Raw genomic sequence first — 23493 nt, 5'->3', positions numbered from 1 at the left:
GTACCGGTACAGTAGGCACGGTCTTCTGTACCGGTCAAGAGTTTCGGTGAGACGACTTCAGATCGCGCCGGCGTCAGCCCAGATCAACGCGGGCCGGACGTCAGGCCGCCTCGACCGCGCGCGGCCTCAGGCCTGCCTGCGCACCGCGTCGGCCACGGCATCGGCGACCCGGTGGTCGAACACACCAGGGATGATGTACGCGCTGTTCAGCTCGTCCGGCGCGACGACGTCCGCTATCGCCACCGCCGCCACCCGCAGCAGCTCCGTGGTGATGTCCGTGGCGCCCGTGTCGAGCAGGCCCCGGAACAGGCCAGGGAAGGCCAGCACGTTGTTGATCTGGTTCGGGTAGTCGCTGCGCCCGGTGGCCACGACGGCCGCCGTCTCGGCCGCCTCCAGCGGGTCCACCTCCGGCGTCGGGTTGGCCAGGGCGAACACGACGGCGTCGTCGGCCATCTGTGCCACGTCGGCGCCGGACAGGATGCCGCCGGCCGAGACCCCGATGAAGACGTCGGCGCCCTTGAGGCCCTCCTGGAGCGTGCCGGCGAAGCCGTCGATGTTGGTGTTGTCCACGATCCAGCGCCGGTGCGGGTCGTCGGTCACCACGCCCGGGTGCAGCGCGCCGTCGCGGCCGAACGCCACGATGCTCCGCGCGCCCTGCGCCTTGAGCAGCCGGATGATCGCGTTGCCCGCCGCGCCGACGCCGGACACGACGATCCGCACGTCCGCGAGGTCCTTGCCGACCACCTTCAGGGCGTTGACCAGCGCCGCGAGCACCACGATCGCGGTGCCGTGCTGGTCGTCGTGGAAGACGGGGATGTCCAGCTCCTCACGCAGCCGCGCCTCGATCTCGAAGCACCGCGGCGCCGCGATGTCCTCCAGGTTCACGCCCCCGTACACCGGCGCGATCGCCTTGACGATCCGCACGATCTCGTCGGTGTCGGTCGTGTCGAGGCACACCGGCCAGGCGTCCACCCCGCCGAACTCCTTGAACAGCGCCGCCTTGCCCTCCATGACGGGCAGCGCGGCGGCCGGGCCGATGTCTCCGAGGCCGAGCACCGCCGTGCCGTCGGTGACGACGGCGACCGTGTTCCGCTTGATCGTCAGCCGCCGCGCGTCCTCCGGCTTGTCCGCGATGGCCAGGCACACCCGCGCCACGCCCGGCGTGTACGCCCGCGACAGGTCGCGCCGCGTCTTGAGCGGCACCTTGTTCGTGACCTCGATCTTGCCGCCGAGGTGCATCAGGAACGTCGAGTCGCTCGACTTGAGCACCTGGGCACCCTCGACGGCGTTCACGGCCGCGACGACCCGCTCACCGTGCTCGGCGTCGACCGTGTCGCACGTGACGTCCACGACCAGGCCGTGCGACGTGGAGTGCGCGATGTCGACGCCCATGACCGCGCCACCGGCGTCGGCTACCGCGGCTACCACCGTGCTCGTGGCGCGCTGCGATGCGGCCACCTCCACGCGCAGGGTGATCGTGTAGCTCGGGCTGGGCAACGACATCGTGGTCTCCTCGGTCACCGGCCTGTGCCGGGGCGCGGCCGTCCGCGCACAAGGGAGATTCCTACCGCCGCGACGTGACCTGCGCCACACGGGCCCGCGATGCGGACGGGCGGTGTGCCCTCGAAGCAGACGCGCGATGGCTATCCCGGCGCTCCCGCCGAGGGCCGTCGAGAAGTGCTCGGAAATGCCAAACGACCCAACCAGTGAAGACTGGAAGGGTCGCGGCCTAGCTATAACCGGGAGACCTGCCCCGGCTTTCGCTGCCTACTCTAGATCACCCGTGGCCCATCGTGCGAGCCACATCGGGAGACACGGTCGGTTTTCCGGGCGGCAGGCGCCATCACGCACACTACGACCGTGAACATCTCCCCCGACTCCCCCGCCCGCGACGACGTCCGCCGCCTGCTCTACGAGCACCTGGCCGACATGTTCGCCACCTCCCCGCCCGAGAGCGTGCACGCGCTGGACCACTCGGCGCTGCTCGCGCCGTCGGTCACCTTCTGGACCGCGCGGGACGACGACGGCACCCTGCTCGGCTGCGGCGCGCTGAGCGAGCTCGCCGCGAGTCCCAACGGTCCCGAGAGCCCGGAGGCATCGGCAGGGCCGGAGGGCGAGCTCAAGTCGATGCGGACCGCCACCCACGCCCGCGGCCGAGGTGTGGCGTCGAAGCTGCTCGCCGTCGTCCTCGCGGAGGCCGAGCGGCGCGGGTACTCCCGGGTGAGCCTGGAGACCGGCTCGCAGGACTACTTCGCGCCGGCCCGCCGCCTCTACGCACGGCACGGGTTCCAGGAGTGCGGCCCGTTCGGGCAGTACACGCTCGACCCGCACAGCGTCTTCATGACCCTGGGCCTGTCTTCGGACACGAACCCGCCTTCGGCCCTCGACCCGTCTTCCACCCCGGACCCGCCCGGTCAGCCCGCGGAACGGACCGCCTGAGCGACGGGCGCGGCCGGCTCGTACCGGAGGCGGTCACGCAGGCGCGCGATGCGCCCCCCGTCGAGCCCGGCGTACCGCAGGTAGGCGGCCGGGTCCAGGTCGGCAAGCCATTCCAGGAGGGCCCCACGCCGCTCGCGGACGCGGACGGCCATCTGCTGGGCGGTCCAGGTCTCGCCCGGATGCTGGACCCAGGCGCCCTGCTCGGCGTCGTACACGACGCCGCGGCGGTGCGCGGCCCCGCGGAACGCCTGCTCGTAGTCCCCCGCGATGGCCTCGTGCTCGACGCCGGTCAGCGCCAGCAGCAGCGCCGTGATCATCCCGGTGCGGTCGCGGCCGGCGGAGCAGTGCACCAGCACTGAACCTTGCGCGTCGGCGACCGCCCGGAGGGCGGCCGCGATCAGGTGCGGGTACATCGCGATGTTGGGCGCGTAGGAGCGCGGGTGGTCGAGCCAGGGTCCGCAGGTCTCCAGGAAGTGCGGGTCGCCGGGGTCCTCGGTCGGGGTGTTGCGGAAGTCGATCTCGTGGGGACGCGTGGCCTCGGGCACGAGGTCGCGCGCCTGACCGATCTCCGCGGGGTTGCGCAGGTCGACGACGGTGGTGAGCCCGGCGTCGAGCGCCTCGGCCCAGCCGGTGGGGGTCATCGGCTCCGGCGCGCCACCGCGCCAGATGCGCCCGGGCGCGGTGGTGCCGCCGTCGTCGAGCGGTAGGCCGCCGAGGTCGCGGAGGTTGGTCGCGCCGTCCCAGGTCCGGGGGTTCACCGGGTTGGTCATGACGGCATGCTGGTTCGGGCCATCGGGCAGGTCAACGGGGAGAACTGCCCGGTGACACCTGGACCGCAGACATGCGACTTTGGTCCCTGATTACCGAAAGATCACCCGCAGCCAGGCAAAAGGTTCAGCGGGTCGCAGCCGTACTTCGCCTGGGCGAGCACCAGGACCGCCCAGCCGAAGCCCACCAGCATGGCCGCACCGACCAGGATGTTCAGGATCGGGTACGTGCCGCCCTGCACCACCGGGGCGAGCGCCAGGCCGGCTCCCGCAAGGAGGCAGCCGAGTGTCACAATGGTGATCGGGCTGGTCAGGGCGTCGGACGCGGACGGCTGGAGCCAACCGAACCGCTCCCCCGAAAGGACCAGCGCGACGTACGGCAGAGCGAACGCGAGCGCCGCGATGGCGCGCCAGTCCATGATCGAGAGCTTCGACAACATCGTGACCTTCCCTTTTGACCCACCCCAGACAGTGGCCAAACACCCATGACAAGTGTTAATAATCGGGGGGCGGTCCGCTATCTTTGGTAGTGATTTTCACAGAATCCGACATTTTCGTACGATCTCCACTTTCAGGACTCCCGCGCTGATGGCACTCTGTGGCGCGTCGTAGCGCCGCCGGCGGCACGGCTGTCGAGGAAGGACGCGCATGGCGAGGGACGAAGGCGTGGGCAAGCCCGCGTACGCAGCGGTGTCGACCCGGATCACCGGTCTCCAGGCGGCTCATGCGCGGCTACGGGAGATAGCGGTCGTACGCGTCGACGAGCGGGGCGCCGTCGTCGACGAGTGGTCGGCGGTACTGCATCCCGACGGCGCGTGGATCGCGCTCGCGGACGTCGCCGCCACGCTGCGGGAACGCCTGTCGCAGATGGCGATCGTGACGCACAACGGCCGGCTCGGGATCGAGGTGCTGCGGGCGGAGCTGGCCCACCTGGGGTGGGAGCTGCCCGCCTTCGCGCAGCTCACGATCATCGACGCGAGCTACCACTACCTGCCGGGCCTGATCCACCGCCGCCTGTCGGACTGCTGCACCGCCGCCGGGGTCCCGTTCGAGGGCGGCGGCTCGGCGAGCTCCAGCCCGCTGGGCGAGGCGCGTGCGGTAGCCGGTCTGCTGGCCCGGTTCGTCGAGGCGGTCGGCGGCGTGCCGGACCTGCCCGAGCTGCTCCAGGTCACGCTCCGCGCGTGGGTCTACCCCTGGCCGCAGGCGCCCAGCCGGGTGCCCGACGCCCCGCGTCCCTGGCCCGGACGCCGCGGCCCGGGGGTCCTGACGACGCTCGGAGGGCAGCCGCTCGCGGACGCGATAGCCGCCGTCGCGGACATCCACACCCACGGCTACCTGTCGCTCGTCGCCGAGACGCTCCAGGACGGGCGGCTGACCCCCGAGACGGCCGCGGAGCTCGCCGAGGCCGAGCCGCTCTACCGGCTGACCCCCGAGGCGGCCGCCGCCGCGCGCAGGCAGTTCTTCGACATGCTGGTCCACCAGGCGATCGAGGCGGACCGGTACCACCTCGAGGCCCGTCAGGAGCTGTGGCGGGTGGCGGACACGCTCGGCTGCCCGCGCGACGCCGTGATCGAGCCCATCGTCGAGGCGACGCCGGTGGAGTTCCCCAAGCTCGTGGACGAGTCCGGGACCAAGACACCGACCGACGGCCGCCACAAGGCCACACCCGCCCAGATGCGCGCCTGGGCCATCGCCAACGGGTTCGACGTGGAGGGCTACATCCGGCTGCCCTGGTCGATCGTGCGGGCCTTCGAGGAGGCGCACGCCGAGCCGGTGGACCGCACCCCGCGGCAGCCCGTGCGCGAGGAGCCGACGGCGGCCGAGCCGGCGCCCCGGCAGGACCCGGGTCTGGATCCCGGCCTCGACTCCAGGCACGAGTCCCGGACCGTGCCGGGGGTTGGCCTGCGGCCGATCCTGATGCCGGCCCCCAGGACCGCGGCCCAGCCCGCGCCGGGGCGGGACCGTGGGGCCGATCCCGACGAGGGCGTGCCCCAGCTCGACTTCGACCGGCTGGAGACGCCGCCCATCGGCAACCCGGTGGTGTGAACCCGGTCGGGTAAGACCCGGCAACGTGCGAAAGACCAGGCCCGAGCGCCCGGCTCAGCCCTCCGGGAACCCGTTCGGGTTCTGCGACTGCCAGCGCCAGGTGTCCGCGCACATGTCGTCGATGGTCTTGGTCGCGCGCCAACCGAGCTCGGTGTTGGCCCGCGTCGGGTCCGCCCAGAACGCCGCGAGGTCGCCGGCTCGCCGCGGGCCGATCTCGTAGGGCAGCTCCCGGCCGACCGCACGCTCGAACGCCTTCAGCAGCTCCAGCACCGACGTACCGGTACCGGTACCCAGGTTGAACGCCCGGGCGGGCTCAGCCATGTCGTCCAGGTGCTCCAGCGCCGCGACGTGCCCGGCGGCCAGGTCGGTGACGTGCAGGTAGTCCCGTTCGCAGGTGCCGTCGGCGGTCGGGTAGTCGTTCCCGAACACGGTGAGCTTGTCCCGCCGCCCCACGGCGACCTGCGCGATGAACGGCATCAGGTTGTTCGGGACGCCCTGCGGGTCCTCGCCGATGTCCCCGCTCTCGTGCGCGCCGACCGGGTTGAAGTAGCGCAGCAGCGCCACCTTCCAGCCCGCGGAGATCTGCGCGATGTCCGACAGCACCCGCTCGATCATCACCTTGGTCTGCCCGTACGGCGACGACGAGGACAGGTACTCGTAGTCCTCCGTGTACGGCACGGGCGCCTTCTCCCCGTACACCGTGGCCGACGACGAGAACACCAGCTTCGTGACCCCGTACTTCTCCATCGACATCGCCAGGGCGAACGTGGAGTCGAGGTTGTTGCGGTAGTACGCCAGCGGCCTGGTCACCGACTCCCCCACGGCCTTGAACCCGGCGAAGTGGACCACCGCGTCGATCCGCTCGTGCGCGAACAGCCGCTCCGTCTTGTCGGCGTCGGTCAGGTCGAACGCGTGGAACGGGATCGACCGGCCCGCCAGGGCCTCCAGGCGGCCCTGCACCGAGGGCTTCGAGTTCGAGAAGTCGTCGACCACCAGGACGTCGTGACCGGCGGCGACCAGGGCGAGGACGGTGTGCGAGCCGATGTAGCCGGCCCCACCCGAGACGAGAACGCGCATGCCCTCACGATAGCCGGGAGATGGATACGCTCCTGCCGTGGCGTACACAGAGCAGCGCACCGACTCCGCGGGCCGCACCGGCTACATCGGCCGGTTCCGCGTGGACGGGCGCCTGCGCAGCACCCGCCGCTTCACGTCCCGGCGCGAGGCGCTCGCCGAGGCCCGCCGCCAGGAGGAGGCGGGCAAGCACGCCGAGTGGGTGGACCCCGCCTCCAGCCGGATCACCGTCGCCGAGTGGTTCGCCCTCTGGCAGGAGTCCCGCGTGGACCGCGCGCCGCGCACCACCGAGGCCGAGCGGGAACGGTTCCGCTCCCTGGTCGCGCCCACCTTCGGGGACCGGCCGCTGCGGCAGGTCACCCACGAGGACGTCGCCCGCTGGGCCGCCACCATGACCTCCCCCACCACCGGCGAGACGGCCTCGCCCGCCCGGCGCCGCGACGCCACCCGCCTCCTGGTCGCCCTGCTCGACGCCGCCGTCGACGCGCGCCGCCTGCGCACCAACCCCGCACGGACGCCGTCCGGCAAGGTGCCCGCCCTGCCGCGGGCGCCGAAGACCAAACCGCACCGCTACCTCTCGCACGAGCAGCTCCGCCGCGTCGCCGACGCGAGCGCGCGAGGCGCAGGACCCGGCGGGCACAGCCAGGCACGCACGCTCATCCTGCTCACGGCCCTGACCGGCCTGCGCTGGGGCGAGGTCAGCGCCCTCACGGTGGCCGACGTCGACCCGCTGCGCCGCCGCGTCCACGTCACCAAGGCCTACACGCGCCTCGACGACGGCACCCTCCTGCTCGGCGACACCAAGACCCACGCCCGGCGCGAGGTCCCCCTGCCCGCGACCCTCGTCGCGGCCGTCACCGCGCAGGCCGCCGGGCGCGCGCCCGCCGACCTGCTGTTCACCGGCACGCGCGGCGGCCCGCTGCGCCGCGAGAGCTTCGACCGGTCGACGTTCCGCCCCGCCGTCCTGGCGGCCGGCCGCGCCGTCCGCACGCTCCGCGAGGCCCTTGGCCTGCTGCCCTCCGGCCGGTACGACGACGTCGTGGTCGCCACGGTCCGCCGGCTCCAGTCCGACGGCGGGCTGGAGCCGACCGGCGTCGTCGACCCCGCGACCTGGTCCCTCGTGGTGCGGGCCGACCGGGCGCGCCGGGACGGGGGCACGGCGCTGGACGGGTCGCGGGGCGCGGGGGCGCCGTCGGGAACCGCACCGGCCGTGCCGCGAGGGGCGGGGACCACTGCAGGGACCACGTGGGGACCGGGGGCGACGACGGCGGCGCTGACGCGCAGCGAGAAGGTGAGCCGCACCCGGCTGCTGACCGCGCTGTCCGGCACGACCCTCGCGCCAGGCGCCGAGGACTTCGACACGCTCACCCTGCACGACCTGCGGCACACCGCGGCGTCCCTGGCGATCTCAGGCGGAGCCACGGTCAAGGCGGTCCAGCGGATGCTCGGGCACGAGTCGCCGGTGCTCACGCTGTCCACGTACGCAGGCCTGTTCGAGGACGACCTCGACGCCTTGGGAGAGACGATGAGCGTGGCGTTCCAGGCATCCGCCGTCGAGCCCGGGAGCGTTCCTGGGGTCGGGAACGGCGCGTCGGAGAGGCCGGCGGCGGCCACGCCGATCCGGGCGGTGCGGACGCGGGCGGGCTGACCCGAACTCTTTCTCGGCGATCGGTGATCCTGATGTCGAGAACCCGACGAGGGCTCCGTCCCAGGGTCGAGGGCGCACGACGGCGTCCGTACCGCGTCCACGACGCAGGGCCCTGCGGGGCCCCTGACCCAGGGAGACGACCATGGCGAAGTACCTGCTGCTGAAGCACTACCGGCGCGGCGGTCCGGAGTGGGTGCCCGGCACCGACGTGCCGATGGACCAGTGGAGCCCGGACGAGATCACGGCACACATCGACTACATGCGCCGGTTCGCCGAGAAGCTGACGCAGAGCGGTGAGTTCGTGAGCGAGGGTGCGCTCTCGCCGGAGGGCACGTTCGTCAGGTACGACGGCGAGGGCCGGCCGCCGGTGACCGACGGGCCGTTCGCGGAGACCAAGGACCTCATCGCCGGCTGGATGATCATCGACGTCGAGTCCCAGGAGCGGGCCTACGAGGCGGCTGCCGAGCTGTCCGCCGCGCCCGGGGTCGGCGGGCGCCCGATCTACGAGTGGCTCGAGGTGCGGCCGTTCCTCGGCGAGAACCTGACCATCTCCGAGTGAGCCCCGAGTGGGGCGGGCGGCCTGAGGAGGGCTGGACGTGGACCACGGCGCGGTGAACGACCGGGTGCGGACGCTCGCGCCGCAGGTCCTCGGCGTCCTCGTCCGCCGCGGAGCGGACTTCGCGACGGCCGAGGACGCCGTCCAGGAGGCCCTGATCGAGGCCGTGCGGCACTGGCCGGACGACCCGCCGGACGACCCCAAGGCGTGGCTGCTGCGGGTAGCCGGCCGCAAGCTGATCGACTTCCAGCGGTCCGAGGCCGCCCGCCGGCGCCGTGAGGAGCGGGTGCACGACGAACCACCGCAGGGCCCCACCGAGCAGTCGGACGACACGCTGCTGCTCTTGAGCCGCTGCTGCCACCCGGCGCTGAGCCCGGCGTCGGCGATCGCACTGACGCTCCGGGCGGTAGGTGGGCTGACGACGGCGCAGATCGCGCGGGCGTTCCTGGTACCGGAGGCCACGATGGCGCAGCGGATCTCGCGCGCCAAGCGCACCATCACCGGAGAGCGGTTCGACACCCCCGGTGACGCCCGGGCGGTGCTGCACGTGCTGTACCTGATCTTCAACGAGGGCTTCACCGGCGAGATCTCGCTGGCCGACGAGGCGATCCGGCTGACCCGGCAGCTCGCCGTCGCCTCGGCGGCGCGGCCCGAGGGCGCCGACCCCGAGATCGCCGGGCTGCTGGCCCTGATGCTGCTGCACCACGCGCGTCGGGACGCCCGGTACACAGCTTCGGGCGAGCTGGTTCCGCTCGACGAACAGGACCGGAGCCGGTGGGACACGGCGATGATCGCCGAGGGTGTCGACGTGCTCCAGACCGCCCTGTCGCGCGACCGGCTGGGCCAGTACCAGGCGCAGGCCGCGATCGCTGCCCTGCATGACGACGCCCCCAGTGCCGACCAGACCGACTGGCCGCAGATCCTCGAGTGGTACGACGAGCTCGCCGGGCTCACCGACAGCCCGGTCGTGGCGCTCAACCGCGCCGTCGCCGTCGGACACGTGGACGGCCCGCGCGCGGGCCTGGCGGCGCTGGCCGACGTCGACCCGAGGCTGTCCCGGTGGGACGCCGTGGCCGCGCACCTGTACGAGCGCGCCGACGACACCGCGGCGGCCGTGCGGCACTACCTGACCGCCGCGGACCGGGCCGCCAGCTCGGCCGAGCGGACGCACCTCATCAAGCAGGCGGCGCGGCTGCGGTCGGAGCGGCCAGGTGCCGCTGGCGCGGCCGGCGGGTCGAGCGCACGTACAGAACGGTGAGCGGTGCTTCGCAGAGCCCCCGGGTATTCGATGCTCACTATGGGCTCACCGAACCTCGAATCTGCGCCGACGTATCGGCCTTGATCATTGGTAGAACAAGGATTCGTGAGTTGGTGCGCACCCGCTTCAGGAAAGCGGGTGCGCACTTTGTGGGAGGGAAAGTCGGAGTAGTATCACGCTACTGCTCGTACTACTACGAGTGTCGAACGGGCTGCGAGCGATTCACGAACAACCTGCGAACGCTCGACCGACAGGCGATCGACCGAAGAACGATCCGACGAACCAGAGCGGGGAACAACGTGCGAGACAAGGAACGGGTCTTCCAGGCGGCAGAGGCCCTGGCGGCCGAGGGCATCGCCGTGACGGTGACGAACGTGCGGGAGCGCGCCGGCTGCTCGAACGCCACGGCCACGAAGTTCCTGCGCGAGTGGCGCGACACCAAGGCCGCGGAGGACGAGGCCCGGCAGGCGCTCCCCGAGCTGCCCGCCACGGTGGGCGCCCTGGCCGAGCGCGGCCTGGAGGCCCTGTGGGGCGCTGCGGTCGTGGCGGCCCGCACCGAGCACGAGGCGGCTGCCGCGGCATCGGAGGAGGCGCTGACCGCCGTCGTCGGCGAGGCGGATGCCCTGGCCGCCCGGGTGGACGAGGCCGACGCCGAGCTCGCGCAGCTCCGCGCGGCGCTGGAGACCGCGCGGGAGCACGCCCGCGCCGCGGACGAGGGGCGCAGGGCGGCCGAGCAGGAGCGGGCCGACGCTGCGACGTCGGCCGCCCGGCTGGAGGGCGAGCTTCACGCCGCACAGCAGGCGCTCGACGGCGCACGCGACGAGCTCGCGCGGGAGCGGACCGCGGTGGCCGATGCCGAGCGTGCGCGGTCGGATGCGGAGGCGGCCCGCGCCCAGGCAGAGGGCGCCGCCGTCGGGCTGCGGGAGTCCCTGGCGGACGTGCGCGGGGCGCTCGAAGCGGCGCGGAACGACGTCACCCAGGCGCACCGTGACCGTGCGGCCGCGGACGCCGCTCGCGCCGCGGCCGAGACGTCGGTCGCGCGGCTCGAAGGTGAGCTCGCCGCAGCGCACCGGGCGCTCTCCGGCGCGCGCGACGAGCTGGAGTCGGCGCGCAAGCAGGCGACCGAGGCAGAACAGGCGCGCCGCACCGCGCTCACAGGTCAGGCGCAGGCGGAAGGCCTGGCGGCTGGGTTGCGGGAGGCACTGGAGGCGGGCGCGCGCGTGACACCGGAAGCGTCGAGAGGCTGACGTAGGGGCCGGCCAATTTCTGCCGTTCACCGCACGTCGCTCCGCTAGGTTGCTTCCGTGACCTCTGCGCGCTCGTCTTCCGTGTCCCCGTCTTCCGCACAGCCGGCGCCCGTGGCAACCTCGTCGCCCGCGCATTCACCGTCGGCGGCCGAGATCATCGACTCTCTGCTCGACCTGACCGCCTGGGCCGTCTTCGACGTCGACCCCGAGGGCCGGATCCTTGCGGGGAACGACGAGTCCGGCAGCATGCAGCTCGTCGAGATCGCGCCCGACGGCACACGGAGGCAGCTCACCGCCCTGCCGTCGCGCTGCTCCGGCCGGTACGTCCCGGGCACGCGCCGCGTGGTGGTGCAGCACGACAACGGCGGCGACGAGCAGATGCAGCTCAGCCTCCTGGACCTCGCTCCGGAGACGTCCGCTCCCAAGGCGGCACCCATGCCCGCCACCCTGGCCGACCTGACTCCCCTGGTCCACGACCCCGCGTACAAGCACGACCTGGCCGACGTCGCCGCCGACTCCGTCGTGTTCCTGACCAATCGTCGCGACGGAGTCGACTTCGACGTCGTCGTGCACGAGCTGGCGACCGGCGTCGAGACCACGCTGTACGACGGCGGCGGATACCTCGCCTCCGCCGTGGCCTCCCACGACCGCCGCTCCGTGGCCATCACCGTGGCCAGCAGCCAACCCCGTTCCACACAGATCCTCGTGGCGCGGAGCGGCACCACGCCCGCCGTCGCCGTCACCGCGCCCGACGAGCACGCTCACCACTCGCAGGTCGCCTGGACCGCGGACGACGGCGCGCTGGTCATGGCCTCCGACCACGAGCGGGAGTTCGCCGCCGTCGTCCGCGTACGCCCCGCCGCCAGCACGGTCTGGGAGACGCTCGTCGTGGCGGACGACCACGACCTCGAGGTCGTCCTCTCCCCCGACGGCTCGGCGATGGTCGTGGGCCACCACCAGGACGGCGTCACCACGCTGGCCGTGCACGAGCCGGACGGCGCCCACCGCTGCGACGTCGCGCTGCCCGACGTCGGCGTGCCCACCGTCGTCTGGGCCCCGGACTCCTCGCGGTTCGCCGTCCACCTCACCACCTCGGGCGACCCGGGCTCCATCCACCTCGTCGACGCCGCCACCGGCGACGTCACCACCGTGGTCGACGGACGCGCCCAGATCCCCGACGGCCTGCCGATCTCGCTGCCCACCGTGCACCGGGTTCCCACACCGGACGGCGAGCAGATCCCCTGCTTCGTGCACCGGCCCGCTCCCGGCGCCGACCCGGCCGTCGCCGGCGCATCCGTGATCGTCGTGCACGGCGGCCCCGAGGCCGAGGCCACGCGCCTGTTCTTCCCCGCCGTCCAGGCCCTCGCCGGCGCGGGGTTCACCGTGCTCGTCCCGAACGTCCGCGGCTCCGCCGGCTACGGCAAGCGCTGGGTCAGCCTGGACGACGTCGACAAGCGGCTCGACTCCGTCGCCGACCTCGCCGCGCTGCGCGCCTGGCTGCCAGAGCTCGGCCTCGACCCCGAGCGAAGCGCGCTCTGGGGCGGCTCGTACGGCGGCTACATGGTGCTGGCCGGCACCACGATGCAGCCCGACCTGTGGGCCGCCGGCGTCGACATCGTCGGCATGTCGTCGCTCGTGACCTTCCTCGAGAACACGTCCGCCTACCGCCGCGCCGCCCGCGAGCGCGAGTACGGCAGCCCCGACCACGACCGCGACTTCCTCGTCACGGCCTCGCCCATCACCTACCTCGACCAGCTCCGCGCCCCGCTGTTCGTGATCCACGGCGCCAACGACCCCCGTGTGCCGCTGTCCGAGGCGGAGCAGATCGCGGCGGCACTCGCGGATCGTGGGATCCGGCACGAGCTGCGGGTCTATCACGACGAGGGCCACGGGCTGGCCCAGCGAGCGAACCGGAAGGATGCCTACCCGGCCGCGATCGAGTTCCTCACCGAGGTGCTGGCTCGCTGAACCCGGCCTGCCGGTACCTGTCCTGGGCCTCGGCCGTGCTCGGCGCTAGCCTCGGGGCGTGACCCGCGAGGAGCGCCGTCTGCGCCTGTCGATCGACGACCAGATCGAGAACCGGTACCTCGAAGTACCGTTCGAGCTCCCGGCGGGGCGCAGCACCGACGCCCTGGAGGTCACGCTCGCCTACGACCGCGACGCCGCGGTGATCGACCTCGGGTGCCGCGACCCCGAGCGGTGGCGCGGCTGGTCGGGCGGCGCCCGGTCGCGCTTCGCGATCACGCCGAACGCGCGGTCCCGCGGAGCGGACGGCCTCGGCAGATCGGGTGAGCACGTCGGACGAGGCGCCGCCACGCCCGGGTACGAGCCCGGCGAGCTCATCCCCGGCCAGTGGGCGGTGGTGCTCGGCCTGCACGCGCTGCCGGCCGAGCCGGTCGACGTCACCGTCACGATCGCCACCGGAGCCGACGCCGGACGGGTCGAGGACGAGCCGCCGGCGCCGCCTCCGCCGTCGGGCAGCGCGGCCGGCGCACGCCGGACCCGGCTGGGCCGGGACCTGCCCGCGCCCGACGGCCGGACCTGGTACGCGGGCGACCTGCACGCGCACACCACGCACTCCGACGGGACGCTGAGCATCGCCCAGCTCACGGCCGCCGCGGCCGGCCGGGGCCTGGACTTCCTCGCCGTGACGGACCACAACACGGTCTCCCACCACCCGCACCTGCCCGGCGTGGGCGCCGCGTACGACGTGTGCCTCTTGCCCGGTCAGGAGGTCACCACGCATGCGGGCCACGCGAACGCGTTCGGTGACATCGGCTGGATCGACTTTCGGCGTCCGGCGGCACAGTGGCTGTCCGACGTCGAGGAGCGGGGCGGCCTGCTGTCGGTGAACCACCCGATCCAGGACGACTGCGGCTGGCTGTACCCGATGCGGACCGGTTACCTCGAGCTGTGGCACATCTCCTGGTTCCTCGATCTGACCGCCACGGGCCCCTGGGCGTATCTGCGGGCGCTCGGCGCGGCCGCGGCCGCGCCTGGTCCGTCCGGAGGGAGACTTGAACCCCCACGCCCCGAACACCCCGTGCTGCTGGGCGGCAGCGACTTCCACACGCCCGAGCAGGGATTTCCGCCCGGCACGCCCACCACCTGGGTCGCGGCCGAGGACCGCACGCCCGAGGCGATCCTCGAGGGCATCCGGCACGGCCGCACCGCGATCAGCAGGTTCCCCGGGCCGGACGAGCCGGTCCTCGTGCGGGTGGGCGACGACCTGGTCGCCGTCGATGCGGACGGCGCCGTGCTGGTCGACAGTCCGCTGGAGGCCCCGGACGGCGGCACCGGCAGACGGCGTCGGGTGCGCGGCGACACGGTCACGTTCGCCGCCCCGCCCGAGCGCGGCCCCTACCGGCTGGAAGCCGCCGACCGGACGCTGCTCGCGATCAGCGCGTGACCGGCTCCTCGTCCCTTCCGCCGTCGGTGTGCCCGCCGCCCTGCCGCTCGGCCGGCCCGCCGTCGGCGTCCTGTGGCGCGGCCGGCAGCCGGATGAACCGCGACACCGTGGTGCCGATCAGCAGCAGCACGGACGGGTACAGAGACAGGTAGACGCGGAACGCCTGCCCGGGATCGGGTCCGGGGTCGGCACCCGAGCGGTAGCCGAACCAGAGCGCGAGCGACGCCAGCGCGGCGGCCGTCACCAGGCCGTTCAGCCGGCCCAGCACGCCGAAGGCCGCGAGGAACAGCCCGCTGCGGTGGGTGCCGTGCCGGGCCGCGTCCGCGTCGAGCACGCGGGCGATGACCAGGTCGTTCGTCGCGAGCAGACCCGAGTACCCGACCGCCACTGACAGGCCGCCGAGGATCGCGGTGACCAGGTCGTTCGCGAAGTACAGCGGCACGAACCCGACGGCGGCGACCGGGAGCGCGAGCCGCCACGTCCAGGCCGCGCCCTTGCGCCGCACGACGGCGGCCCACACGCTCAGCATCCCGATCGACACGGCGATCACGACGAGCTGCAGGATGCTGGCGTCCAGCGCACTGCCGCCCAGCGTGTGGTCCACGTAGAGCTGCAGCCCGCCCAGGACCAGCGCCATCGCCGTCCCGTAGCAGGCGCTGACGAGCCCGACGGTCCAGAACTGCGACGTCGACAGGATCTGGCCCACTGACCGGAAGAAGTGCGGTACCGGCTCGGCGTCGAGCGCACGGTCCTCCCGCACCCCGAACGCCGTCCACAGGATCACCGCGGCCGACACCACGCCGAAGATGACGGCCAGCCGCCCGTAGCCGACCGCCGAGCCGTCGGTGCCCAGCACGTTCCGCGCCAGGACGGGCGTCAGCGCCAGCGCGATCACGAGGGCGATGAGCTGCGCGCCCTGCCGGATCGCGTTCGCTGTGGCCCGCCGCCGCTCGTCCGAGAACAGCTCCGGCAGGAGCGCGCCGTAGCTGGCGTTGATCAGGGAGTCGGCCATCTCGGTGGTGATCGCGAAGACCGCGAACCAGACCGCCAGCCCCACGGCGGACTCGGCCACCGGTCCGGGCACCGAGAAGAGGGCGATCGTCGTGCCGGCCAGGACGAGGGCACCGACCACCAGGTACGGCCGACGCCGCCCCCAGCGCGAGCGCGTCCGGTCCGACAGGTACCCGAAGACGGGGTTGTCCAGCGCGTCGAGCACCCCGTACACCGCGTACACCGTCGCGTAGACGACGGCGTCCAGGCCGAGCAGCTCGACGTACACGTAGAGCATCGAGCCCTTGACGAGGTTGATCGGCAGCGAGGTGCCGAACATGCCGGCGCCGTAGCGCAGCGGCGACGTCCCGCCGGTCCGCGGCCGCGCTACCGCCGGCGCGTCCACGACGTCCTCAGCACAGCATCCTCAGCAGAGCTGAGCTCGGCAGCGTTCACGCCGGCGAGCCTACTCACCACCTCTTGACCAGGTCGATGCCCTGCCGTTCGATCTCCCGGATGAAAACCGGGTCACCCAGCAGCCGCAGCTCCCAGGTCCGCTTGCGCCACCAGTCCGCCGACAGCTCCCGCAGCCGCGGCGTGTCCGGGGCTGGATGCAGGAAGATCTCGCTCGTCCCCTCGGGCAGCCGGTCCAGCAGGCGCAGGTAGTGGCCACGCAGCGCCGGGTAGTCCCGGGCCTCCGCGTCGCCGCCCCGGTGGGTGGCGATCACCCGCGGCAGGCGCACGCCCGCGGCGTCGGCGGCCGCGACGGCGCTCGCGTGCCGTTCCCGGACCGACGGCGCGGCCAGCACCGGGTCGCCGTCGCCGTACAGCTCCAGGCCGCGGGGCAGGCGGAACGCCAGGCCGCGCTCGGCGCAGACGCCGATCGCCTCGGCGAGGTAGGAGCGGCCCAGCAGGCCGTAGAGCGTGCCCTGATGGGAGTCGAGTCGGTCCGGCGCGGGCGCGCCCGCCGCGTCGGCGGCCCGCGCGAGGACGTCGGTCTGGGCAGTGATCCGGTCGACGACGTCGTCGAAGCCGTCGTCCGGCCCCGGCGTCGGGAGCACCACGTGCACCCCCGGCGCGACGTCGGGCGCGGCCTCGGCGATGAGCCGGACGGCGCGTGCGGGGTCGGGGTCGTCCCAGCCGTTTCGGGCCCTGGTGCCTGGCGCGGTACTGGTGCTTGACCCGGTCGTGGTGCGTGGATCGGTGGTCGTTCGGGGACCGGTGGTTCCCGGTCCGGTGGTGATCACGCCGACCGCCGTCAGCGGAGACCCGGCAAGGAGGGCCGCGATCTCGCGGTCCGCATCGGGGTCGGTCCCGGCGTCGTCGGCGGTGAGGACGAGGCTGCGCGTCATGCACCCAGTCTGGCCGACGGCGGCCTGCGCCAGCCCGTCGTTTGCGTCAGCGTCAGCGCCTGCCGATGACGCTCGTGCCGAGCGCCGCCCTGACCTCGGCGAGCGCGACCTCGAGGTCCGACGGCGTCGTCACGTGCGGGATGGCGGCCGGGATGCAGGTCGGCCGGGCCGTGTACAGGGTGAGGCTGGCGCCCAGCGTGTCGGCGCGCCAGACGCCCGGTCCCACCACCTCGAACTCCCCCGGGGCGGTGCGGTGCAGGGCGACCACGTACTCGTGTCCCGGCCGCAGGACGGACGCGAGCTTGGCCCCTGGCGGCGACGAGAGGGACCCGATCTGCGTGGCGGTCATGTCGGCGTCCGCGGCCACCGCGCCCAGCAGCACCTTGCGCAGCCGGAGCTCGGTACGCGTATGGGGCACGCCGTCGACGGCGACGACCGCGGAGCCGCCCGCCTGGACCAGCGCGACGACGTCGGCGTCGGCGACGAGCTGCTCGACCGTCTGGTACTCCTCCGGCACCGTGAAGTCGGCGGTGCCGGCGTCCCGCGCACAACCGCTGAGGAGCCCGGCCACGACCAGCGCGCCGAGGAATGCCCACACGTGCCTGCGCATCGTGCCGTCCTGCCCCCTCGTCCTTGCTGTCGGGCGCCGCGTTCGGTGCCCTCAACAGGAGAGAGCGGCCGGCGCGGCGCCTGGTGCGTCTGCCGTGAAATCGTTGACAACTGCAACGAATGCTCCCTTGGTGCAGGACGGCGGAACAAGGGCTCACCTGGGCGAACCGAGCTCGGTCGAGAGGCCAGTTTTGCCGCGATGTGAAAACTGGATGACCGGCAGGAGGCCGGGTTCACGCCCACAGCGCTCGGGGCATCGTCACGGAGGCTCCCGCGTCACGGAGGCTGCCGCGGGGCACTACCGCCGTCGGCGTCAGGCGGCGTGCGTTCTCGCGATCGCGCGCACGAGGCCCGACGTCGAGATCGACCCCTTGCGGTAGCGCTCGACGGCGGCGACGAGCGCCTCACCGACGTCCCGCGGGATGCGGGCCGACCGAGACGCGGGGTACCAGATGTCGCGCTCGAAGACGGCGGTCCGGCGGGCCGGGCCGCGGTACAGGCGTCCCGCCAGGGCCGGGGGCGGCGGGACGGGCGGGACGTGAGCCTGCCCGTCGGCGACGCTCGGCGCGGGTGGCGGCGGCACCGGGCGGTTCGCGAGCTGCGACGCGCGGTACCGGGCGCCAGGGTTCCAGCGCAGGGTCGGGGTGCTCGGCTTCGTGGACCGCACGCCGGTGGTCTCGCGGCGGGGAGCGGGAACGTCCGACGGCTCGGGCTCCGGCTCCGCGGGTGCGGGCGACGTCTCGGCCTCCGACGAGGCGGTGGCCTCGGACAGCGCCGGCGAAGGCGCGCCAGGCGGGAGCGCGGCGGGTGACGGCACCTCGGGCGAACGAGGCGACGATGCGGCGGGCGACGACACGCCAGGAGAACCAGCCGACGTTGCGGCGGGCGACGACACGCCAGGAGAACCAGCCGACGTTGCAGCAGGCGACGACGTGCCGGGCGAGTCAGCCGATGAGGCGGCCGGCGCACCGGCAGCAGCGGCCTGTTCGGCGTGGGCCTTCCGCAACGCCGCGACGATCCGGGCGACTCGTCCGGAGTCGGCACGCATGTCGCCCGTCTCCGGGCTGTCGGCAGCGGTGCCGGCCGTGCTCGACCTGTCGGCGTTCGACCTGTCAGTGTGCGACTCGTCAGCCTTCAGGTCAGCGTCCGGACCGGCTGGGTTGGAGCCGGTCGAGCTCGATCCGGTTGGGCTCGACTCGGCCGAGCTCGAATCAGCCGAGACCCGGTCCTCCGTACCGTCCGCCATGACCGCGCTCCTCACCCTCGGCGCGGCCACGACCAGCGGCGACCGCTGTCCCATATGTTCCCTGTCAGGCACGAGGCGTGCAAGCCCCGGGGCACGGCATCAAATCGTCAGGGTGTCCGCCAGTCAGGGTGTCCGCTCATCGGTTCGGCCGCAGACACCCCCAGTTCGGTCGCGGGACGGTCGAACCGCAGGTCGCACGTGATCCCACCCGCGCCGAACCGCAACATAACTGTGGCTGAGGCCGCCGATCCGCAAGATGTCAGTGCTCCAGCGCGCCGATCGACGCGCGTCTTGCGGTTCGGCGACTCTGACGACACGTAACGTGCGGTTCGGCGGGACGCCCCACCGCACCCTCCCGACCCCTGCTCCCGCCCAGGGGCCCTTGCCACCATGAGACCGACGGCGACGGCTCGACCACCGACCACGCTCAGCGATCCTGCGACCAGCCACGGATCCTGCGACCAGCCACGCTCGACCTGGCCTAGTCCCCGCCGAGCAGGTCCAGGAAGCTCGGGGTGCTCGCGAACGGGTCGGCCGGCTTGGGCTGCTCCCCTCGCGCGACCACGAGTCCGGCCAGCGACCGGCCCGCCCGCTCGATGCGCTGCGGCAGGCTCGCCGTGTCGTCGCGCCCGGGACTGTCCCCGGACTGTGCCCAGTCGTCCGTGGCGGCGAAGACCGACGTCGTGACGACGTCGGCGCGCAGGTAGGTGAACAGGGGCCGCAGGGAGTACTCGAGCGCGAGGGAGTGGCGCGGGGTACCGCCGGTCGCGCCGAGCAGCACGGGCATCCCGGTGAGCGCGTCCTTGTCGAGGATGTCGACGAACGACTTGAACAGCCCCGAGTACGTGGTGGTGAACAGCGGGGTGACGGCGATGACGCCGTCGGCCTGCGTGACCACCTCGATGGCGCGGGCGAGGTCGCCCGTGGGGAACCCGGTGAGCATCGCGTCGATGATCGCGTGGCCGTGGTCGCGCAGCTCGATCATCTCGACGGTCACGTCGTGGCCGAGCGCTTCGAGCTCGCGCGCCGTGGCGTCGGCCAGGCGGTCAGCCAGCAGGCGCGTGGATGAGGGCTGTCCCAGCCCCGCGTGCACGACGGCGATGGTGCGGCCGGCCCCGGTGCGGCCCGGCTCGATGTCAGGGGTGGTCACGAGAGCACTTCCTCGGCCCGCCGGCCGGTGAACTCGTCCCCGCCGTCGCCCACGTGCGTGGCGCCGGCCTCACCCTTGGCCCGCGCCGCGGCCACGCGCTCGGCGTGCGTCGGCGGGTTCGCCGGGACGTCCGCCGGCAGCTTGGCGTCGGCGATCTTGCGCAGCTCCGGCACGACGTCGGAGGCGAGGATGTCGATCTGCTCCAGGACCGTCTTGAGCGGGAGCCCGGCGTGGTCGGTGAGGAAGAGCTGGCGCTGGTAGTAGCCGACCTCGTCGATGAACGACCCGTACCGGTCGATGACCTGCTGCGGGGACCCGACGGTCAGCGGCGTCTCGCGCGTGAAGTCCTCCATGCTGGGGCCGTGCCCGTAGACGGGCGCGTTGTCGAAGTAGGGGCGGAACTCATTCCAGGCGTCCTGGCTGTTCTTGCGCATGAAGGCCTGGCCGCCGAGGCCCACGATCGCCTGGTCAGCGCGGCCGTGGCCGTAGTGCTCGAACCGCTGGCGGTAGAACTGCACCATCTGCTTGGTGTGGCTCATGGGCCAGAAGATGTTGTTGTGCAGGAACCCGTCGCCGTAGTAGGCGGCCTGCTCGGCGATCTCGGGGCTGCGGATCGAGCCGTGCCACACGAACGGCGGCATGCCGTCCAGCGGCCGCGGGGTCGAGGTGAAGCCCTGCAGCGGGGTGCGGAACTTGCCCTCCCAGTCCACGACGTCCTCGGTCCACAGCTTGCGCACGAGCGCGTAGTTCTCGATCGCGAGCGGGATGCCCTGGCGGATGTCCTGCCCGAACCACGGGTAGACGGGGCCGGTGTTGCCGCGGCCCATCATGAGGTCCATCCGGCCGTTCGAGATGACCTGGAGCATCGCGTACTCCTCGGCGATCCGGACCGGGTCGTTGGTGGTGATGAGGGTGGTCGCCGTCGACAGGGTGATGTTCTTGGTGACTCCGGCGAGGTAGCCGAGCATCGTCGTCGGGCTGGAGGCCACGAACGGAGGGTTGTGGTGCTCACCGGTGGCGAAGACGTCGAGGCCTGCCTCGTCCGCGTGCTTCGCGATGGTGAGCATCGACCGGACGCGCTCGGTGTCGTCCGGGGTGTACCCCGTGGTCGGGTCCGTCGTCACGTCGCTGACACTGAAGATCCCGAACTGCATGATGCTGCGCTCCCAATCGTGTTGCTGCTGATCGTGCTGCTGAGTTGTTCATGCAGATGCATGTACGTGGCCCTCAACCGGCCGCCGGGGCCGATTGTTCCCGCATCCACGGCGCCCACCGGCCCCGACGCACGTGAGATCGCGCACATCCACGCCCAGTTTGGGCGTAGTGCGCTTGCGAGCGCACATCGGACGCGTAGCCTGATGAGACGGCTGGAAATGAACGGCCGGAAACTGGGCTGGAACATCACAGAGGGTCCCTGCGTTGGCAGTACGGACCTTTTTCCGCCACCTATCCCGACAACCCTCTGGAGGACATCGTGCCTGACCGGTCCCTGCGCGGTATGAGCATCGGTAGTAAGAGCATGGAGTCCGACGAGGGCGTGGACTTCGCCCCTCGGTTCCAGGCCTACTACGACTGCCCCAACGGCCACACCATCATCCTGCCCTTCGCCACCGACGCGGACGTTCCCCCGATCTGGGAGTGCCGCTGCGGCGAGGAGGCGGTACTGCGTGACACTGAGAAGCCGGAGCCCAAGGCGGCCAAGCCGCAGCGCACCCACTGGGACATGCTGCTGGAGCGCCGCACGGTGAAGGAGCTCGAGGACCTGCTCGACGAGCGTCTCGAGCTGCTGCGCGCCGGCAAGCTGCGCCGCTCGGCCTGAGCCGCGCCAGCAGATACCGAACCCTAACGACGGTCGGCTCGGACCCCATGGTCCGGGCCGACCGTCGTTTCGCTACCCCCGCGGTCCCACCAGCTCGTCGTCGCCGGCCTGGTCGGCCCGCTGCGTCTCCCCCGCCCCCGGGTACGCCGCCCGCAGAGCCAGCCGCCTCCGCCGTCGGGCAAGCACCCCGCTGACGACGCCCGCCACCACCAGCGCGAGCGCGAGGACGCCGACCACCCAGCCCGGCCAGTACCCCGCCGCCACCGCCGGCGTGACCGAGGACCGCAGCGGCAGGTTCGCGACGAACTCGTCCGCGGTGAACAGGCCTGTCCGCCGCACCACCGTGCCGTCCGGGGTGATCACCGCCGACACCCCCACCGTCGAGATCTGCACCGCGGCCCGCCCCGTCGTCATCGCCTGCATCCGCGACATCGCGAGCTGCTGCGTCGACTCCGCCGTGAACCCGAACGACGCATTGTTCGTCGGGATCACCAGCACCTGCGCCCCCTCCTGGACCGCGTCCCGGACGATCTCGTCGTACGCCACCTCGAAGCAGATGATCGTGCCCAGCCGGTAGGCACCCTGACCCAGCCGGCTCGGCACGTCCACGTACGGCGGGTTGACGGCGGCGATCATGTCCGTCACCACCCGGTCCACCTGGTCGGAGAGGAGCCGCAGCACCGACCGCATCGGTATGTACTCACCGAACGGCGCCGGATGCTGCTTCGCGTACCGCCCGATCACCCCGTTGCCCGCCTGCCACAGCAGCAGCACGTTGTACCGCCCACCCGTCTCGGGGAACTCCTGCGCCCCCACCAGGATCGGCGCCCCGACCGCCGCCGACGCCTCATCCAGCCCTCCCGCCACCTCCGGCGTCGTCTGCGGGTCCAGGTCCGAACCGTTCTCCGGCCACAGCACCACGTCCAGCTCACCCGCGTAGTCCTCGGCGAGCGTGTACGTACCCTCCAGGTGGTTGTTCAGCACCTCGGCCCGGTTCGCGAACGCCCCGGCACCCGGCTCCGCCACGTTGCCCTGCACCGCACCCGCCCAGAGCTGCCCGCGCTCGGCCAGGTCGCTCCCAGCGTCGTACACCTCGTTGCCCTCGGGAGTCCGGACGGCACCGGCGCTCCCGGACGTGGGCAGCGGCAGCACCAGCGGCACGACGGCGACCGCGACCCCCAGCGTGAGGGCCGCGGCGGCGCGGCCCACCTCGGGCAGGGCGCGGCCGTGCTGGTTGCCGCCCTGCTCGCCCACGCTCCGGCGCCGCACCGCCCGGGCCAGGCTCGCGACGGACAGGGCGAGCAGTACGCCCGCGAAGGCGACGAGCAGGCTGACGGCGACGGTGCCGCCGAGCCAGGCGGCGCGTCCCGTCGGGGCGTCGACCATGGTCCAGGCGAGGCGGCCCCAGGGGAACCCGCCGAACGGGACCTCGGCGCGCTGCTGCTCGACGGCGACGAAGAGCAAGGCGAACGCGGCGGCGAGCCGCCAGCCGCGACGGCGCAGGAACCGCGCGCGGCGGACCCAGGTCCACAGTGCGCCGAACAGGCCGATGAACAGCGCCTCGACGGTGGACATCGCGATCCAGGGCGCGGTCGCCGTCGACTCGTGGGCCCACCACAGGTGCGGCAGGAAGAACGCGAGGCCGAACAGGAACCCGGCCAGCAGGTTCCACCAGGCGTTGTCGCGGCCGAGCGCCCAGTACAGGGCGGCGACCGCGACGAACGCGGCAGGCCAGAACCCGGCGTCGGGGAACGCGGACCAGAGGACGAAACCGCCGGCGACCGCGAGGAACAGGGAGAGCAGCCGGGACGGCTCGGGGAGGCGCACGATCGCAGTTTATCCGTGGGAACGCGGGCCTCGTGCGGCGTGGTTCCCCGGGCCGA

Annotated in this window: 20 protein-coding genes; 9 read left to right on the top strand and 11 right to left on the bottom strand. The window is 72.8% G+C overall.

Annotated elements, in window-relative coordinates; translation table 11 throughout:
* Positions 1-126: 126 nt before the first annotated feature.
* Complete coding sequence (locus AC0QU1_RS12410) at positions 127-1503, bottom strand: NAD-dependent malic enzyme (protein ID WP_483569658.1); 1377 nt, start codon at positions 1501-1503, stop codon at positions 127-129.
* 357 nt (positions 1504-1860) lie between these two features.
* Between AC0QU1_RS12410 and AC0QU1_RS12405 the strand changes: the two genes are divergently transcribed.
* Complete coding sequence (locus tag AC0QU1_RS12405; protein ID WP_483569657.1) at positions 1861-2439, top strand: GNAT family N-acetyltransferase; 579 nt, start codon at positions 1861-1863, stop codon at positions 2437-2439.
* Here AC0QU1_RS12405 and AC0QU1_RS12400 read toward each other — a convergent pair.
* Together AC0QU1_RS12400 and AC0QU1_RS12395 are read right to left on the bottom strand one after the other, a co-directional pair.
* Positions 2415-3209, bottom strand: coding sequence for a tyrosine-protein phosphatase (locus tag AC0QU1_RS12400; protein WP_483569656.1), 795 nt, complete (start codon positions 3207-3209; stop codon positions 2415-2417). The two genes, AC0QU1_RS12405 and AC0QU1_RS12400, sit on opposite strands and share 25 nt — an antisense overlap.
* 101 nt (positions 3210-3310) lie before the next feature.
* The gene (locus AC0QU1_RS12395) at positions 3311-3646 is read right to left on the bottom strand and encodes a hypothetical protein (protein WP_483569655.1); all 336 of its coding nucleotides are present in this window, start codon (positions 3644-3646) and stop codon (positions 3311-3313) included.
* Positions 3647-3854: 208 nt separating this feature from the next.
* On the opposite strand from AC0QU1_RS12395, the gene AC0QU1_RS12390 reads away from it, so the two are divergent.
* Positions 3855-5252, top strand: coding sequence for a 3'-5' exonuclease (locus AC0QU1_RS12390; protein ID WP_483569654.1), 1398 nt, complete (start codon positions 3855-3857; stop codon positions 5250-5252).
* A 54-nt stretch (positions 5253-5306) separates the two neighbouring features.
* Here the strand turns inward: AC0QU1_RS12390 and galE are convergent, their stop codons facing one another.
* Positions 5307-6329 carry a UDP-glucose 4-epimerase GalE gene (gene galE / locus AC0QU1_RS12385; protein ID WP_483569653.1) on the bottom strand — a complete coding sequence of 341 codons (1023 nt, stop codon included), beginning with the start codon at positions 6327-6329 and terminating at the stop codon, positions 5307-5309.
* A 37-nt stretch (positions 6330-6366) separates the two neighbouring features.
* Between galE and AC0QU1_RS12380 the strand changes: the two genes are divergently transcribed.
* The 6 genes from AC0QU1_RS12380 to AC0QU1_RS12355 all read left to right on the top strand — a co-directional run bounded on the left by AC0QU1_RS12380 (position 6367) and on the right by AC0QU1_RS12355 (position 14444).
* Positions 6367-7974 (top strand): tyrosine-type recombinase/integrase, encoded by a 1608-nt coding sequence (locus AC0QU1_RS12380; protein ID WP_483569652.1) that lies wholly within the window; start codon positions 6367-6369, stop codon positions 7972-7974.
* A 142-nt stretch (positions 7975-8116) separates the two neighbouring features.
* Entirely contained in the window at positions 8117-8533 is a 417-nt protein-coding gene (locus AC0QU1_RS12375; RefSeq protein WP_483569651.1) for a YciI family protein, read from the top strand.
* Between the two features lie 37 nt (positions 8534-8570).
* A complete protein-coding gene (locus tag AC0QU1_RS12370; RefSeq protein WP_483569650.1) occupies positions 8571-9788 on the top strand; it encodes an RNA polymerase sigma factor in 1218 nt (405 codons plus the stop codon).
* Between the two features lie 299 nt (positions 9789-10087).
* Positions 10088-11035, top strand: coding sequence for a DNA-binding protein (locus tag AC0QU1_RS12365; RefSeq protein WP_483569649.1), 948 nt, complete (start codon positions 10088-10090; stop codon positions 11033-11035).
* Positions 11036-11146: 111 nt separating this feature from the next.
* Positions 11147-13003 (top strand): S9 family peptidase, encoded by a 1857-nt coding sequence (locus AC0QU1_RS12360; RefSeq protein WP_483569648.1) that lies wholly within the window; start codon positions 11147-11149, stop codon positions 13001-13003.
* 58 nt (positions 13004-13061) lie between these two features.
* Positions 13062-14444 (top strand): CehA/McbA family metallohydrolase, encoded by a 1383-nt coding sequence (locus AC0QU1_RS12355; protein WP_483569647.1) that lies wholly within the window; start codon positions 13062-13064, stop codon positions 14442-14444.
* On the opposite strand, the gene AC0QU1_RS12350 is transcribed toward AC0QU1_RS12355, so the two are convergent.
* The 6 genes from AC0QU1_RS12350 to AC0QU1_RS12325 all read right to left on the bottom strand — a co-directional run bounded on the left by AC0QU1_RS12350 (position 14434) and on the right by AC0QU1_RS12325 (position 20945).
* On the bottom strand, positions 14434-15840 hold the full coding sequence (locus tag AC0QU1_RS12350) for an MFS transporter (RefSeq protein WP_483569646.1): 1407 nt from the start codon (positions 15838-15840) through the stop codon (positions 14434-14436). The genes AC0QU1_RS12355 and AC0QU1_RS12350 overlap by 11 nt on opposite strands.
* A 64-nt stretch (positions 15841-15904) precedes the next feature.
* Positions 15905-16786 carry a ChbG/HpnK family deacetylase gene (locus AC0QU1_RS12345; protein WP_483569645.1) on the bottom strand — a complete coding sequence of 294 codons (882 nt, stop codon included), beginning with the start codon at positions 16784-16786 and terminating at the stop codon, positions 15905-15907.
* A 52-nt stretch (positions 16787-16838) separates the two neighbouring features.
* A complete protein-coding gene (locus tag AC0QU1_RS12340; protein ID WP_483569644.1) occupies positions 16839-17396 on the bottom strand; it encodes a hypothetical protein in 558 nt (185 codons plus the stop codon).
* 312 nt (positions 17397-17708) lie between these two features.
* Entirely contained in the window at positions 17709-18251 is a 543-nt protein-coding gene (locus AC0QU1_RS12335) for a hypothetical protein (protein WP_483569643.1), read from the bottom strand.
* 871 nt (positions 18252-19122) lie between these two features.
* Entirely contained in the window at positions 19123-19791 is a 669-nt protein-coding gene (locus AC0QU1_RS12330; RefSeq protein WP_483569642.1) for an FMN reductase, read from the bottom strand.
* Positions 19788-20945 carry an LLM class flavin-dependent oxidoreductase gene (locus AC0QU1_RS12325; protein ID WP_483569641.1) on the bottom strand — a complete coding sequence of 386 codons (1158 nt, stop codon included), beginning with the start codon at positions 20943-20945 and terminating at the stop codon, positions 19788-19790. The genes AC0QU1_RS12330 and AC0QU1_RS12325 overlap by 4 nt, the downstream gene beginning before the upstream one ends.
* A gap of 320 nt (positions 20946-21265) precedes the next feature.
* On the opposite strand from AC0QU1_RS12325, the gene AC0QU1_RS12320 reads away from it, so the two are divergent.
* On the top strand, positions 21266-21610 hold the full coding sequence (locus AC0QU1_RS12320) for an RNA polymerase-binding protein RbpA (protein ID WP_483569640.1): 345 nt from the start codon (positions 21266-21268) through the stop codon (positions 21608-21610).
* Between the two features lie 72 nt (positions 21611-21682).
* Here AC0QU1_RS12320 and lnt read toward each other — a convergent pair whose 3' ends face one another.
* Positions 21683-23437 carry an apolipoprotein N-acyltransferase gene (gene lnt, locus AC0QU1_RS12315; RefSeq protein ID WP_483569639.1) on the bottom strand — a complete coding sequence of 585 codons (1755 nt, stop codon included), beginning with the start codon at positions 23435-23437 and terminating at the stop codon, positions 21683-21685.
* Positions 23438-23493 lie beyond the last annotated feature (56 nt).

Source organism: Promicromonospora noduliphila (genome assembly GCF_056951025.1).
Note: the sequence above shows the minus strand (reverse complement) of the source record. Positions and strands in the feature narration are given on the sequence as shown.